The following is a 13,661-nucleotide window of genomic DNA, read 5'->3' as shown; positions in this document are numbered from 1 at the left end:
GCGTTATTGCAAGCAAACCGTTGCCGGACAAGCGTCAGGGCTTTTTCTTGGCCGCCGGCTTGGAGGCTTCTTTCTTGACGCCGGCCACCGGCTTGGCCGCTGCGGCGGCGGGTTTGGCGGCGGGTTTGGCGGCGGCGGGCTTGGCCTCCGCTTTCGGCGCGGCGCTGGACGCGCCGCTGACCGCGAGCTCGCTACGCAGTTTTTCCAAGGTCTTGTCGCCGATTCCGCTGACATTCTTCAGGTCGTCCACGCTCTTGAACGGCCCGTTCTTGGCGCGGTAATCCACGATGGCCTTGGCCTTGACCGGGCCGATGCCTTTGAGCGCCTCCAACTCCTGCTGGTTGGCGGTATTGATGTTGACGGCGGCAAAAGCGGTACTGCAAATCAGCATCAGGGCGGCAAACAGGGCTAACAATTTTTTCATCATTGATCTCCTTGTGAGACAGGGCTGGGCAACCTCAACCGCGTTGCAGGATCAATTCTATGACGACCTTGCTGCCAATGTAAGCCAGCGCCAAGGACAGGAAACCGGCCAAAGTCCAGCGAATCGCCACCCGCCCGCGCCAGCCTTGCAACTTGCGGCCGATCAGCAGGCCGCCGAACAACAGCCAGGACAACACGGCGAAAACGGTCTTGTGCGTCAGCACCGCGGCGTGCCCCAGCACCTCTTCTGAAAACACCACCCCGGTCAGCAGCGAAACCGTCAGCAGCAAAAAGCCGACGCCTATCACCTGGAACATCATTTTTTCCAAGGACAGCAAGGGCGGCAATTGCCGGACCAGCGGGGACGCCCGTTTATCGTGCAAGGCCTTTTCCAGGAACAGCATCAGGATGGCGATCAGCGCGCCGATGGCGAACAGGCTGTAGGCGAACAAGGACACCAGGATATGCAGCACGAAAGCCGGGTTGCTCAGGTCCTGCACCACGTGCTGCCCGGGAAACAGCAGGGCGAAGCCCAGCGCGGCCATCGCCAGCGGCATCATGAACAGCTGCAGGCCTTCCACGCGGTAGAAGAAGCTGCAGGTCCAGTAAATCAACAACATGATCCACACCATCACCGACAAGGCGCGGCCGACCCCCAGGGACAGCAAGGCCCCCTGCGTCAGCGGCAACAGCACGGCAATCGCCTGCAGCAGCAGCAGCACGCCCAGCAGGCTGTGCTCCAGCCGAGGCTTGCGCGGCCAGCACGCCAGGCCGCGCCAGTTGGCGAAGTAGTGCCAGGTGAAAACCCCATAGGAGAGGATCAGCGCAATAGAAAGTACGAGCAGGAAACGGGTCATGTCGGGTGTTTTATCAAAACCGGGCGCAGCCCCGGCGGCTCGTGGTAAAATCGATAGTTTGAGAGTCTACACCAACCGGCAAGCCGTTGGCAGAAGTAAGGACGCACCATGCTAGACAACCTGACCAGCCGCCTGTCCGGCGTGATGAAAAATCTGCGCGGCAATGCGCGCTTGACCGAAGCCAATATCCAGGACGCGATGCGCGAAGTGCGCATGGCCCTGCTGGAGGCCGACGTCGCCCTGCCCGTGGTCAAGACCTTTATCGCCCAGGTCAAGGAACGCGCGCTCGGCCAAGACGTGGCCGGCAGCCTGACTCCGGGCCAGGCCCTGGTGGGCGTGGTCAATGAGGAATTGACCAAATTGATGGGCGACAAGAACGACGCCCTCAATCTGGCGGCCGTGCCGCCCGCCATCGTGCTGATGGCCGGCCTGCAGGGCGCCGGCAAGACCACCACGGTCGGCAAGCTCGCCAAATTGTTGAAAGAGACCCAGAAGAAAAAAGTGCTGGTCGTCTCCGCCGACGTCTACCGCCCCGCCGCGATCGAGCAATTGCAGCTGCTGGCCCAGCAGGTCGGCGTCGAATGGTTCCCGTCCTCCGGCGACCAGAACCCCGTCGACATCGCCCGCGCCGCGGTGGATCACGCCAAACGCCACTTTTTCGACGTGCTGATGGTGGACACCGCCGGCCGCCTGGCCATCGACGAAGCGATGATGGCCGAGATCAAGGCGCTGCACGCGACGCTGAACCCGGTGGAAACCCTGTTCGTCGTCGACGCGATGCAGGGCCAGGACGCGGTCAACACCGCCCAGGCTTTCAATGAGGCGCTGCCGCTGACCGGCGTCATCCTGACCAAGATGGACGGCGACTCGCGCGGCGGCGCCGCCTTGTCGGTCCGCCACATCACCGGCAAGCCGATCAAATTCATCGGCGTCGGCGAAAAAGTGTCCGGCCTGGAACCCTTCCACCCGGACCGGATCGCCAGCCGCATTCTGGGCATGGGCGACGTGTTGTCGCTGATCGAAGAAGTGCAAAAAGGCATCGATCAGGACGAGGCCGCCGCGATGGCCAAGAAGTTGAAGTCCGGCAAGGGCTTCGACCTTGAGGACTTCAAGGCCCAGATGCAGCAGATGAAGAAAATGGGCGGCATGAGCAATCTGCTGGAGAAAATGCCGGGACAACTGGGGCAGATGGCCAAAGGCGTGCAAGGCGCGGAGGCGGAGAAAGCCATGCGCCGCATCGAAGGCATCATCAATTCGATGACGCCGCAGGAACGCCACAAGCCGGAACTGCTCAAGGCCAGCCGCAAACGCCGCATCGCCGCCGGCGCCGGCGTGACGGTGCAGGAAGTCAACAAGCTGCTGAACCAGTTCGAGCAGACGCAGAAAATGATGAAGCAGTTCTCCTCCAAGGGAGGCATGATGAAAATGCTTCGCGGCATGAAGGGCATGATGCCCGGCATGTAAGCTGAAACGGGTGCCTAGCACCCGTTTTTCTTGATGTAAAAGGATTTCGATGTCGCTCGATGTTGCCGTTCTGACCGATTCTCGCCTGCTGCCGCCGGACGACGGCGATTGGTATCGCCGCCAGGTTCACCACGAGGACGGCCTGGTGCTGGCGGCGTTGCAACGCCAGGGGCTGAGCGCCCGCCGTCTGGCCTGGGACGATCCGGACATGGACTGGGCCGGCGTCCGCTGCGCGTTGTTCCGCACCACCTGGGACTACTTCGAGCGCCTGTCCGCGTTTGCCGACTGGCTGGCGCGCGCGGCCGGTCAAACGCGGCTGTTCAACGAGATTGGGCTGATTCGCTGGAATCTGGACAAGCGTTACCTGTCCGAGCTGCAACAAAACGCTGTCCATACCGTGGACACGCACTACATTGAGAAAGGCGCGCCGCAAACCTTGCGCCAATTGCTGGCAGAGCGAGGCTGGGACGACGCCATCTTGAAACCGGCCGTCTCCGGCGCCGCCCGGCACACCTACCGCGTCGCCCCGGCGAACGCGGCAACGCTGGAATGCGCGTACGCCGAGTTGATCCAGCAAGAGGCCATGCTGCTGCAACCGATGCAACACAGCGTGCTGAGCCAGGGCGAGCTGTCCCTGATCGTCATCGACGGCCGCTTCAGCCACGCCATCCGCAAAACGCCGAAGTCCGGCGACTTTCGCGTGCAGGACGATCACGGCGGTCAGGTCCACCCGCATCAGGCCGACGCGCAAGAGATCGCCTTCGCCGAAGCCGCCGTGCGGGCGGTGCCTTTCGACGTACTGTACGCGCGCGTCGACATGATACGCGACAACCATGGCCGCCTGGCGGTCATGGAGTTGGAGATGATAGAGCCGGAGCTGTTTTTCCGTTTCCGGCCGCAAGCCGCGGAAGAGTTGGCCGCGGCGCTCGCGCGCCGCCTGCGTTGAGCAATGAGCGATTTTGTACTGCAACCCGCCAGAACACCGGCAACCCACGTTTGGAACTACCCAGCATGAACCTGACCACGCTGACCGCCCTAAGCCCCCTGGATGGCCGCTACGCCGGCCAAGTCGAGGCCTTGCGCAATCTGTTTTCCGAATACGGCCTGATGAAGTTCCGCATCAAAGTGGAACTGGAATGGCTGAAGATGCTGGCCGCCGAGCCGGACATCGAGGAAGTGCCCTCCTTCTCGGAAGCCACCATCCGTGAAGTCGACGACGTGATCGCCAACTTCAGCGTGCAACACGGCGAAGAGGTCAAAGCCATCGAGGCGCGCACCAATCACGACGTGAAGGCCATCGAGTACTGGCTGAAGGAACGCCTGTCCGGCAACCCTGAGGTGATGGCGGCCAGCGAGTTCATCCACTTCGCCTGCACCTCCGAGGACATCAACAACCTGTCGCACGCGTTGATGCTGAAAACCGCGCGCAACACCGTTGTGCTGCCCGCCATCGACGAAGTCATCCACAAACTGCAAAAACTGGCGCACGAACTGGCCGACACCGCGATGATGTGCCGCACCCACGGCCAGCCGGCGACCCCGTCCACCATGGGCAAGGAATTGGCCAATACGGTGTACCGCCTGAAACGCCAGCGCGAGCAACTGGTGCATCAGGAAATCCTTGGCAAGATCAACGGCGCGGTGGGCAATTACAACGCCCACCTGGTCGCCTATCCCGACATCGACTGGGAAAGCTTCTGCGGCCGCTTCGTCACCGGCCTGGGCCTGACCTTCAATCCCTACACCATCCAGATCGAACCGCACGACTACATGGCCGAGCTGTATCAGGTGCTGGCGCGGGTCAACACCATCCTGATCGACCTGAACCGCGACGTCTGGGGCTATATCTCGCTGGGCTACTTCAAGCAGAAGGTGAAGAAAGACGAAGTCGGCAGCTCCACCATGCCGCACAAGGTCAACCCGATCGACTTCGAAAACGCCGAGGGCAATCTGGGCATGGCCAACGCCATCCTGGGCCACCTGGCGGAAAAGCTGCCGGTGTCGCGCTGGCAGCGCGACCTGACCGATTCCACCGTGCTGCGCAATATGGGCGTGGGCTTCGGCTACACCATTCTGGGCCTCAAAGCCTGCCTGAAGGGCTTGAACAAGCTGGAAATCAATCAGCAGGCGATCGCCGCGGATCTGGACAACAGCTGGGAACTGCTGGCCGAGCCGGTGCAAACCGTGATGCGTCGCCACGGCGTGCCCAATCCGTACGAGCAGCTGAAGGAACTGACGCGCGGCAAGGGCGGCATCACCCGCGAAACCCTGCACGCCTTCATCAAGAACCTGGAGCTGCCCGAAGCGGAAAAAGCCCGTTTGCTGGAACTGACCCCGGCCGGCTACATCGGCAAAGCCGCGGAACTGGCCAAGCGCATTTAAACGCGTTTGCGCCAGCAATGAAAAAACCGCCGTCCCCGGCGGTTTTTTTACGTCACGACGCTCGCCGTCCATTGGACTCTGCGGCGCTGCAAACAAAAAATCCAGCTTTCAAAAGAAAGCTGGATTTTTGAATTTGGTTGCGGGGGCAGGATTTGAACCTACGACCTTCGGGTTATGAGCCCGACGAGCTACCAGACTGCTCCACCCCGCGTCAGAGAGGTTGCATATTATACAAGCAGGCTTTGGCTGTCAAGATATTTCTACCTTGAGCCAGTTCAGGCGCTCCAATTCACCCAGCCCAGCTGCCATGTCGCCAAAATCACCAAGCCAAAGACGATACGGTACCAGGCGAACGCATTGAAATTATGGCTGGACACATAGCGGATCAAACCACGCACGGCGAAGAAGGCGCTGATGAAGGCCGCGACAAAGCCCACGCCTATCACCGGCACATCGGCGGCGGTGAATTGGTGCCAATGCTTGTACACATCGTAAAACGTAGCCGCGAACATGGTCGGCACAGCGAGGAAAAAGGAAAATTCGGTGGCCACCTTGCGGTCTAGGCCAAACAGCATGCCGCCGATAATGGTGGAGCCCGAACGCGAGGTGCCCGGCACCATGGCGAACACCTGGGCCACCCCCACTTTCAACGCGTCCCGCCAGCTCATCGCGTCCACGCTGTTCACCCGCGGCACGCGCTGCCTGCGCTCAACCAGCAGGATGATGACACCGCCCACCACCAAGGCCAGCGCCACCGTCACCGGGTTGAACAGATAATGCTTGATCGCCTTGATCGCGAAGAAGCCGATGACCGCCGCCGGCAGGAAAGCCACCAGCAAATTGCCGATGAAGCGCAGCGATTGCTCATCCCGCTGCAAAGCCCCCTGCGCCACGCCCAGAAAACGCTGCCGATACTCCCACACCACCGCCAGGATCGCGCCCAGCTGAATCACCACCTCGAACACGTCGGCATTGTTTTGAAAACCGATCAGGTCCCCGACCACGATCAAATGCCCGGTGCTGGAAATCGGAAAAAATTCCGTCACCCCTTCGACGATGCCCAGCAATAAAGCCTTGGCCAACAGCATCACATCCATGTCCACCCATCCCCCATCACGGTTTAATATGCGCAAAAGGCAGCCCCGGGGCTGCCTTCTTCACCAAGCGTCTTGCTCGATTCTTATTTTTTCTCGGCTCGGGCCTTGGCCACCAGCTCGTTGATCACCTGCACCATGCGCTCCGGCGCCACCGGCGTCACCACGTATTTGCCGTTGACGATCACCGTCGGGGTGCCCTGGATCGCATAATCGCGGGTCATCTTGGCGGCCTTGGCCACCTGCGCGTTCACGCCGAAGGATTTGTAGGCCTGCATCACCTTGGCGGCGTCAACGCCCTTCTGCTGCTTAAGCCAGTTGGCGAACACGCTCTCGTCGGACAGATTGACGCGCGACTTCACCACGGCCTCGAAAGCCGGGCGGTGCAGCTTGTCGTAGGCGCCGGAGGTCTTGAAGGCGGAGAACATGCGCACAAAGCCTTCCATCGACTTTTGCCACACGATCTGCTCCTTGGAGAAGGCCACGTCGGCGGGCTTGCTCTTTTCCCAAGCGCTCATCGCCGGTTCAAGCTCCAGGCAGTGAATGCAGTGGTAGGAGAAGAACTCGAGCACCTCCACCTTTTTCGGATCCGCCACCGGCTGCGGCGTCGCCAGCATGGTGTAATCCTTGCCCAGCTCAATCGCCGCGTTTGCCAGGCCGCTGAACAGCATCAACGAAAGCAATAACCACTTTTTCATTATCGATTCCCTATAGAGGAAGAGTTTATTCCGCCTTGACGACAGTCGCGCCAATGCCATCCTGCTTCAACTGAGCCTTCACCCGGTCCACCTCGTCCTGGCGGCTGTACGGCCCCACTCGGACTCGATGCACCAGCCCCTTTTCTGGCACAGTCACCGACTGGATTTTGGCTTCCACGCCCAACAAGGCCAGCTTGGCCTTGAGGTTGTCCGCCTCGTCCTGATTCTGGAAGGATCCCAGCTGCAAGTAGACCTTTTTGGCCGCCTGCTGCGCCGAAGGTTCCGCCGCCTTGCCGTTCTTGCCCGGCACTGCGTCCACCTGTCCCGGCAGGATCTTGTAGAAATCAAAGCGTTGTTCGTCCTTGCCGGCATCCTTGGCCGCCGGCGCGGTCGCGGCCGGTTTGGCGGGAGTTTCCGCCGGCATCGGCGGCGGAGCGGACGGCGGCTCCTGTGCCGGCTTGGCCGCCGGCGCCGGAACCGCGGCGGTTTCCGAGGCCGCGTCGGCCAGGCGGGTGCCCGGAGCCAGCAGCTCGGTCGGCGGCGCGGAGGCGCCGGCCGCCTTGCGGTCCAACTTTTCCAAATTGCTGAACGGCGTAGAGGACTTATTCAGATACATGGCGAGGCCAACCGCGACGGCAACGCCGACGATCAGGCCGATGACGATGCCCGCCACCATGCCGCCGCCTCCGCTTTTGGAGCCGGATGAGCGGCTGCGGGAACTACGTGAGGAATTTTTTAAATCTCGATTTGCCATGCAGCACTTACGCTTTTAACTAATCAAATAGTTCAACAAACTATCTGGATTGATCAATTCTTTATTTATTGTTAGCCATTAGGCATTGCGGCGCGTCGTAATTGAATCGCCTGCAACACATGCTCCCGCATGACCATAGCCTGACCCTGCAAATCGGCAATGGTTCTGGAAACTCGAAGTATCCGATGATAACTGCGCGCCGACAAGCCGATCTTGTCCAAAACTTGCCGCAATAATGCCAGCGCCTCGGCGTGAAAAGCGCCAACCGCCTCCAACTCCGCCCCGCTCAAGCCGGCATTCGCCTTGCCCTGCCTCTCCAATTGCCGACGATACGCCGCCTCCACCCGCTCGCGCACCTGGGCACTGGGCTCGCCGGCGGGTCCTTCCACCAACTCGTCGGCGGGCAAGGACTGCACTTCGACGTGCAAATCGATACGATCCAATAAGGGACCGGAGATTTTACCTCGATAGCGCCCCACTTGCTCGGGCGTGCACCGGCATTTTCCGCTGAAATGCCCAAGATAACCACAGGGGCAGGGATTCATTGCCGCTATCAACTGGAAGCGGGCGGGAAAACTGGCCTGGCGCGCGGCGCGCGAGATGTGGATCACCCCGGCCTCCAACGGCTCGCGCAGCACTTCCAGCACTTTGCGGTCGAACTCGGGCAATTCGTCCAAAAACAAGACGCCATGATGCGCCAGGCTGATTTCCCCCGGCCGGGGATCGCTGCCGCCGCCCACCAGCGCAACCGCGGACGCGGTGTGGTGCGGAGAGCGGAACGGCCGCACGCCCCAATCGTCCAGCGCGAAGCCGTCGCTCCCCAAGGAACGCACGGCGGCGCTTTCCAGCGCCTCTTCGTCCGGCATGCCGGGCAAGATGCCGGGCAGGCGCGCCGCCAGCATGGATTTGCCGGTGCCGGGCGGCCCGAGCAGCAAGAGGCTGTGCCGTCCGGCCGCGGCCACTTCCAGCGCATGACGCGCCAGCGGCTGGCCTTTGATGTCTTGTAGATCTAGATAGTCCGGAGGCGAGCGGGACAAGCCTTCCTCGGGTCGATACGGTTCCAGCGCGGCAAGGCCGTTGAGAAAGGCGCAGGCTTCGACCAGAGAGTTCACCCCGTACAAGGGCATGCCCTCGAGCACGGCGGCCTCTTTGGCGCTGGCCATCGGCAGCATGAAGGCGCGCCCCGCCTCTCGCGTCTTGCACGCCATCGCCAGGGCGCCGCGCACCGGCCGCAAGGCGCCGGTCAGGGCCAGCTCGCCGGCGATTTCATAGGTCGCCAACTGAGGGCAGCGCACTTGTCCGCTGGCCGCCAGAATGCCGATGGCGATGGGCAGGTCGAAGCGGCCGGAGTCTTTGGGAAGATCGGCCGGAGCCAGGTTGACGGTGATGCGCCGGGCCGGAAACTCAAAGCCCGAGGTCAGGATCGCCGCGCGCACCCGCTCCCGGCTTTCCTTCACCTCCAGGTCCGGCAGGCCGACAATGGTGAAGGCGGGCAAGCCGTTGGCCAGATGCACTTCCACCGCCACCTCGGGCGCGTCCATTCCCGCCAGCGCCCGGCTTGCGACCACGGCCAGCGCCATGTCGCTCAGGAGTGGCCGAGTTCTGATTGCGCCTCTACCGTGGCTTTCGCCTCCTCCGGGAACACCTGCGCCTCCAGCCGCGCCAGCTTCTGCTCCAGTTGCGCCAGCTTCTCGCGGGTGCGCACCAACACCTCCTGCTGCACGTCGAACTCCTCGCGCGTCACCAGATCCATTTTGCTGAAGGTGGAGGCCATCATCGCCTTGACGTTTTTCTCGATGTCCTTGGCCGGACTGGCGGCGATGGTCTCGCTGATCTTGTTGCCGATTTCCTCGAACAACTTTTGGCTCAACATGACGCGGCTCCTTGAATGAGTAAGTGATAACAGAGCAGAGTGTAGCAAAAAGCCAAGTCCGCCACTCGCCGGCGCGTCCCCGCCCCCACGCGGGCCGGCGGCGGCCTCCTCGCCCCCGCCTTCCCTGCGCCGCGCGCCTTGGGCACCAAATCAGTGCGGCGCGCCGTCGCCGCATGCACCGGGAAAGTGCCAAAAAGGCCAGTACAGGCCTTTTTTGCGTTGCAACATGATCTTAGGGATTTCTTTTGCGCCAATCCGGCCTGGCACGATTCATGCGTATTGACGCGACAGCAGCGCTCAACTCTAGACACCGGATCATTTGACCCAAGGAGCAGTCATGAAACTCGTTTCTGCCATCATCAAGCCCTTCAAGCTGGACGAAGTCCGCGAAGCCTTGTCCGCCATCGGCGTGCAAGGGGTCACCGTCACCGAAGTCAAAGGCTTCGGCCGCCAAAAAGGCCATACCGAACTCTACCGCGGCGCCGAATACGTGGTGGATTTCCTGCCCAAGGTCAAGCTGGAGATCGCCATCGACGACGCCTTGCTCGACCAGGTGGTGGAGGCCATCGAAAAATCCGCCCGCACCGGCAAGATCGGCGACGGCAAGATCTTCGTCTACGACCTGGAACAGGTGGTGCGCATCCGCACCGGCGAAACCGGCGCCGACGCGGTCTGAACCACAAGAGAGACACAGGGGAAACGACAATGAAAAAACTGCTCGCAACCATTCAGCTCGCCGGCTTGAGCCTGATGGCTCCGCTGGCGCTCGCCGCCGCGCCGGCGGGTCCGGCGATTGCCGACGCCAAGAGCATCAGCGCCGGCGACACCGCCTGGATGCTGATCTCCACCGCCCTGGTATTGTTCATGACCATCCCCGGCCTGGCGCTGTTCTATGGCGGCATGGTGCGCAAGAAAAACGTGCTGGCGACGCTGATGCAGAGTTTCGCCATCACCGCGTTGATCACGGTGCTGTGGGTGGTCATCGGCTATAGCCTGGCCTTCACCGTCGGCACGCCTTATCTCGGCGACCTGAGCCGCGTGATGCTGGACGGCATGGTTTATCTGAAAGAAGCCGGCAAACTGGCCGTGCATCCGCTGGCCGGCACCATACCGGAATCGGTGTTCATGACCTTTCAGATGACTTTCGCCATCATCACCCCGGCCTTGATCACCGGAGCCTTCGCCGAGCGGATGAAGTTTTCCGCCATGCTGGTCTTCATGGCGCTGTGGTCCTTGCTGGTCTACGCGCCGGTGGCGCACTGGGTCTGGGCGCCGGGCGGCTGGATGGCGGACAAGGGTGTGCTGGACTTCGCCGGCGGCACCGTCGTGCACATCAACGCCGGCATCGCCGGCCTAGTGACCGCCCTGGTGCTGGGCAAGCGCGTCGGTTTCGGCAAAGAGGCGATGCCGCCGCATAATCTGGTGCTGACCCTGGTGGGCGCGTCGATGCTGTGGGTGGGCTGGTTCGGCTTCAACGCCGGCTCCGCCGCCGCCGCGGACGGCCGCGCCGGCATGGCCATGGTCACCACTCAGCTTGCCACCGCCGCCGCCGCGCTGGCCTGGATGTTCGCCGAATGGCTCACCAAGAAAAAGCCTTCGGTGCTGGGCATTGCCTCGGGCGCGGTCGCCGGCCTGGTCGCCATCACCCCCGCGGCCGGCTTCGTCGACGTCAAGGGCGCGCTGATCATCGGCCTGGCGGCCGGCGTGGTCTGCTTCTGGGGCGCCACCGGGCTCAAGCACATATTGGGCTACGACGACTCTCTGGACGCCTTCGGCGTGCACGGCATCGGCGGCATTCTGGGCGCTCTGCTCACCGGCGTCTTCGCGGTCAAGGAAATCGGCGGCGCCGAAGGCAGCTTAGCCGCTCAAGCGCTGGGCGTGGGCATCACCGCGGCCTATTGCGCCGTGGTCACCTTCGTCTTGCTGAAGCTGATCGATGTGGTGATTGGGCTGCGCGTCGCGGAAGACGAAGAACGCGAAGGGCTGGATGTGATCCTGCACGGGGAGCGTGTCGAATAAATCCGGATTTTCTTGTTGTGGTAAGGGACTTGGGGCGCCGTCGGCGCCCTTTTTTTAAGCCCCCGCCCATGAAAAAGCCGGCCCTGAAGGGCCGGCTTTCGCTCTCGGGACTGCAAGCGCTATTTGACGATGCGCAGACTGGGACGCCCGCTCGGCTTGACCGGAGCCTCCGGCTCGGACGACGCCTCCGTCGGCTTGGCCTCGTCGTCGGCCGCCACCGGTTTCAGCGTCGGCGCGGCGGCTTCCGCCTCGCCCAGCTCCACTTCGAAGCCCATGCCTTCGCCGGTTTCCCGGGCAAAGATCGACATCACATTGCCGATCGGCACCCAGATGTCGCGGGAAACGCCGCCGAAGCGAGCGGAAAACGACAGCCAGTCATTGTCGATGCGCAAGTTCTTGGTGGCCGACAAACCGATGTTCAGCACGATTTCGTTGTTCTTCACGTACTCGCGCGGCACGTCGGCGCGCTCGTTGACCCATACCACCACATAGGGCGTGAAGCCGTTGTCGCCGCACCACTCGTGCAGCGCTCGGATCATGTAGGGCTTGGTGCTGGAGCTCATTGGCAATCCTTATTTGCGCATGGCCTTTTCGGACGGCGTCAGCGAATCGATGAAGGACTGGCGCTGGAAGATACGCTCGGCGTACTTCAGGATAGGCGCGGAGTTCTTGCCCAGATCGATGTTGTAATGCTCCAGGCGCCACATCAACGGCGCAATCGCCACGTCGATCATGGAGAAGTCGTCGCCCAGCATGAACTTCTGCTTGGCGAAAATCGGGGCGATCGTGGTCAGGCCGTCGCGAATGGCTTCGCGCGCCTTGTTCGCTTCCTTGCCGGTGGCGCCGGCTTCCAGCGCCTTGACGTGGATGAACAGCTCGTTTTCAAAACGATAGAGGAACAGGCGGGCGCGCGCGCGCATCACCGGGTCCGCCGGCATCAGCTGCGGGTGCGGGAAGCGCTCGTCGATGTACTCGTTGATGATATTGGATTCGTGCAGGATCAAATCGCGCTCGACCAATACCGGCACCTCATTGTAGGGGTTCATCACCGCCAGGTCTTCCGGCTTGTTATGGATGTCCACATCAATGATTTCGAAATCCATTCCCTTTTCAAAAAGCACGATGCGGCAACGCTGGCTGAACGGGCAGGTAATTCCGGAGTAAAGAGTCATCATGGCAGGAGGAAATCCTTAACTAACAATGGGTTGATTCAGCTGGGCATTCTAGCACTTTCCCCCACCCCATTTCCAGCACCGCATCGTAAGTCAATGATTCAAAATAAAAAAGGCGGATTTCTCCGCCTTTTTCAAAAGCCGCAATCGGGCTTAATGCACGTCGCGCCAGTACTCTTTCTTCAGGAAGTAGGCCAACGGCAACAGCAACAGCGACAGGAACATCAAGACGACATAACCGATCTGCTGACGCTTCACCTGAGCCGGTTCGCCGACGTAGACCAGGAAGTTGGTCAAGTCAGCCATGCGCTTGTCAAACTCCACGGTGTTGGCCTTGCCGTTCTCCAGTTTGGTCAGGGTGCCGGCCTTGATCAGCTCCAGCTTGTGCTCTTCATGGCCTTCCGCGTTCTTCGCGGTTTTCAGCACCTGCTCACCCTGCCATTCCCAGAAGATGTGCGGCATGCCCACCTTGTCGAACACCGCGTTGTTCCAGCCGGTAGGCCGGCTCGGGTCGCGGTAGAAGCCGCGCAGATAGCCGTACAGATAGTCGGCGCCGCGAGAACGCGCGATCAGCGACAAATCCGGCGGCGTGGCGCCAAACCAGGCTTGCGCGTCCTTCTTGTTCATCGCGATATTCATCTGATCGCCGATTTTGGCGCCTTCCGGCAGCAGGTTCGCCTTGATCTGCTCTTCGGTCAGGCCGATATCGGTCAGGCGGTTGTAGCGCATCGCGCTGGCCGAGTGGCAGGACAGGCAGTAGTTGGTGAAGATCTGCGCGCCGCGTTGCAGGCTTTCCGTATCTTGGATATTGATTGGCGCCTTGGGCAGCGCGGGTCCCTCGCTGGCCGCCAGGGCCGTAGCGCTGAACGGCAGCGCCAGCGCCATGGCCGCGATCAGGTGACGGATTTTGCTTTTCATGAGTCCT

Annotated in this window: 15 protein-coding genes and 1 tRNA gene; 5 read left to right on the top strand and 11 right to left on the bottom strand. The window is 61.7% G+C overall.

Going from position 1 to position 13,661, the window contains the following annotated elements; genetic code table 11:
* Window positions 1-34: 34 nt before the first annotated feature.
* Window positions 35-424 carry a helix-hairpin-helix domain-containing protein gene (locus VK98_RS11615; protein ID WP_048414181.1) on the bottom strand — a complete coding sequence of 130 codons (390 nt, stop codon included), beginning with the start codon at window positions 422-424 and terminating at the stop codon, window positions 35-37.
* 34 nt (window positions 425-458) lie between these two features.
* Complete coding sequence (locus tag VK98_RS11610; RefSeq protein ID WP_048414180.1) at window positions 459-1,280, bottom strand: inner membrane protein YpjD; 822 nt, start codon at window positions 1,278-1,280, stop codon at window positions 459-461.
* A 108-nt stretch (window positions 1,281-1,388) separates the two neighbouring features.
* Between VK98_RS11610 and ffh the strand changes: the two genes are divergently transcribed.
* The 3 genes from ffh (at window position 1,389) to purB (ending at window position 5,126) form a co-directional block, all read left to right on the top strand.
* Window positions 1,389-2,744 carry a signal recognition particle protein gene (ffh, locus tag VK98_RS11605; protein WP_048414179.1) on the top strand — a complete coding sequence of 452 codons (1,356 nt, stop codon included), beginning with the start codon at window positions 1,389-1,391 and terminating at the stop codon, window positions 2,742-2,744.
* 49 nt (window positions 2,745-2,793) lie between these two features.
* Complete coding sequence (locus VK98_RS11600) at window positions 2,794-3,690, top strand: RimK family alpha-L-glutamate ligase (protein WP_048414178.1); 897 nt, start codon at window positions 2,794-2,796, stop codon at window positions 3,688-3,690.
* A gap of 65 nt (window positions 3,691-3,755) precedes the next feature.
* The gene (gene purB / locus VK98_RS11595) at window positions 3,756-5,126 is read left to right on the top strand and encodes an adenylosuccinate lyase (protein WP_048414177.1); all 1,371 of its coding nucleotides are present in this window, start codon (window positions 3,756-3,758) and stop codon (window positions 5,124-5,126) included.
* Between the two features lie 134 nt (window positions 5,127-5,260).
* Here purB and VK98_RS11590 read toward each other — a convergent pair.
* The 6 genes from VK98_RS11590 to VK98_RS11565 form a co-directional block, all read right to left on the bottom strand.
* Window positions 5,261-5,337: transfer RNA gene (locus VK98_RS11590), tRNA-Met, on the bottom strand.
* Between the two features lie 64 nt (window positions 5,338-5,401).
* Window positions 5,402-6,223 carry an undecaprenyl-diphosphate phosphatase gene (locus VK98_RS11585; RefSeq protein ID WP_048414176.1) on the bottom strand — a complete coding sequence of 274 codons (822 nt, stop codon included), beginning with the start codon at window positions 6,221-6,223 and terminating at the stop codon, window positions 5,402-5,404.
* Between the two features lie 83 nt (window positions 6,224-6,306).
* The gene (locus tag VK98_RS11580) at window positions 6,307-6,918 is read right to left on the bottom strand and encodes a thiol:disulfide interchange protein DsbA/DsbL (RefSeq protein ID WP_048414175.1); all 612 of its coding nucleotides are present in this window, start codon (window positions 6,916-6,918) and stop codon (window positions 6,307-6,309) included.
* A gap of 25 nt (window positions 6,919-6,943) precedes the next feature.
* Entirely contained in the window at window positions 6,944-7,594 is a 651-nt protein-coding gene (locus VK98_RS11575) for an SPOR domain-containing protein (RefSeq protein ID WP_231589264.1), read from the bottom strand.
* 149 nt (window positions 7,595-7,743) lie between these two features.
* A complete protein-coding gene (locus VK98_RS11570) occupies window positions 7,744-9,252 on the bottom strand; it encodes a YifB family Mg chelatase-like AAA ATPase (RefSeq protein ID WP_048414173.1) in 1,509 nt (502 codons plus the stop codon).
* A gap of 5 nt (window positions 9,253-9,257) precedes the next feature.
* Window positions 9,258-9,545, bottom strand: coding sequence for an accessory factor UbiK family protein (locus VK98_RS11565; protein WP_048414172.1), 288 nt, complete (start codon window positions 9,543-9,545; stop codon window positions 9,258-9,260).
* Window positions 9,546-9,882: 337 nt separating this feature from the next.
* Here VK98_RS11565 and glnK point away from each other — a divergent pair, with 337 nt between their 5' ends.
* Window positions 9,883-10,221: a P-II family nitrogen regulator gene (gene glnK, locus VK98_RS11560; protein WP_043591378.1), complete on the top strand. Its 339-nt coding sequence runs from the start codon at window positions 9,883-9,885 to the stop codon at window positions 10,219-10,221.
* A 74-nt stretch (window positions 10,222-10,295) separates the two neighbouring features.
* Entirely contained in the window at window positions 10,296-11,564 is a 1,269-nt protein-coding gene (locus VK98_RS11555; protein ID WP_369700243.1) for an ammonium transporter, read from the top strand.
* A 119-nt stretch (window positions 11,565-11,683) separates the two neighbouring features.
* On the opposite strand, the gene VK98_RS11550 is transcribed toward VK98_RS11555, so the two are convergent.
* The 3 genes from VK98_RS11550 to VK98_RS11540 form a co-directional block, all read right to left on the bottom strand.
* Window positions 11,684-12,127 (bottom strand): ClpXP protease specificity-enhancing factor, encoded by a 444-nt coding sequence (locus VK98_RS11550; protein WP_048414170.1) that lies wholly within the window; start codon window positions 12,125-12,127, stop codon window positions 11,684-11,686.
* Window positions 12,128-12,136: 9 nt separating this feature from the next.
* A complete protein-coding gene (locus VK98_RS11545) occupies window positions 12,137-12,739 on the bottom strand; it encodes a glutathione S-transferase N-terminal domain-containing protein (protein ID WP_039756141.1) in 603 nt (200 codons plus the stop codon).
* Between the two features lie 150 nt (window positions 12,740-12,889).
* The gene (locus VK98_RS11540; protein WP_048414169.1) at window positions 12,890-13,654 is read right to left on the bottom strand and encodes a cytochrome c1; all 765 of its coding nucleotides are present in this window, start codon (window positions 13,652-13,654) and stop codon (window positions 12,890-12,892) included.
* Window positions 13,655-13,661: the final 7 nt, after the last annotated feature.

This window comes from Chromobacterium sp. LK11, from assembly GCF_001043705.1.
Taxonomy (GTDB): domain Bacteria; phylum Pseudomonadota; class Gammaproteobacteria; order Burkholderiales; family Chromobacteriaceae; genus Chromobacterium; species Chromobacterium alkanivorans.
Note: the sequence above shows the minus strand (reverse complement) of the source record. Positions and strands in the feature narration are given on the sequence as shown.

What these genes read in the sequence shown, in the direction of transcription:
- VK98_RS11615 (WP_048414181.1), bottom strand. Translation starts at nt 424, where the DNA reads ATGAAAAAATTGTTAGCCCTGTTTGCCGCCCTGATGCTGATTTGCAGT.
- VK98_RS11610 (WP_048414180.1), bottom strand. Translation starts at nt 1,280, where the DNA reads ATGACCCGTTTCCTGCTCGTACTTTCTATTGCGCTGATCCTCTCCTAT.
- ffh (WP_048414179.1), top strand. Translation starts at nt 1,389, where the DNA reads ATGCTAGACAACCTGACCAGCCGCCTGTCCGGCGTGATGAAAAATCTG.
- VK98_RS11600 (WP_048414178.1), top strand. Translation starts at nt 2,794, where the DNA reads ATGTCGCTCGATGTTGCCGTTCTGACCGATTCTCGCCTGCTGCCGCCG.
- purB (WP_048414177.1), top strand. Translation starts at nt 3,756, where the DNA reads ATGAACCTGACCACGCTGACCGCCCTAAGCCCCCTGGATGGCCGCTAC.
- VK98_RS11585 (WP_048414176.1), bottom strand. Translation starts at nt 6,223, where the DNA reads ATGGATGTGATGCTGTTGGCCAAGGCTTTATTGCTGGGCATCGTCGAA.
- VK98_RS11580 (WP_048414175.1), bottom strand. Translation starts at nt 6,918, where the DNA reads ATGAAAAAGTGGTTATTGCTTTCGTTGATGCTGTTCAGCGGCCTGGCA.
- VK98_RS11575 (WP_231589264.1), bottom strand. Translation starts at nt 7,594, where the DNA reads ATGGTGGCGGGCATCGTCATCGGCCTGATCGTCGGCGTTGCCGTCGCG.
- VK98_RS11570 (WP_048414173.1), bottom strand. Translation starts at nt 9,252, where the DNA reads ATGGCGCTGGCCGTGGTCGCAAGCCGGGCGCTGGCGGGAATGGACGCG.
- VK98_RS11565 (WP_048414172.1), bottom strand. Translation starts at nt 9,545, where the DNA reads ATGTTGAGCCAAAAGTTGTTCGAGGAAATCGGCAACAAGATCAGCGAG.
- glnK (WP_043591378.1), top strand. Translation starts at nt 9,883, where the DNA reads ATGAAACTCGTTTCTGCCATCATCAAGCCCTTCAAGCTGGACGAAGTC.
- VK98_RS11555 (WP_369700243.1), top strand. Translation starts at nt 10,296, where the DNA reads ATGGCTCCGCTGGCGCTCGCCGCCGCGCCGGCGGGTCCGGCGATTGCC.
- VK98_RS11550 (WP_048414170.1), bottom strand. Translation starts at nt 12,127, where the DNA reads ATGAGCTCCAGCACCAAGCCCTACATGATCCGAGCGCTGCACGAGTGG.
- VK98_RS11545 (WP_039756141.1), bottom strand. Translation starts at nt 12,739, where the DNA reads ATGATGACTCTTTACTCCGGAATTACCTGCCCGTTCAGCCAGCGTTGC.
- VK98_RS11540 (WP_048414169.1), bottom strand. Translation starts at nt 13,654, where the DNA reads ATGAAAAGCAAAATCCGTCACCTGATCGCGGCCATGGCGCTGGCGCTG.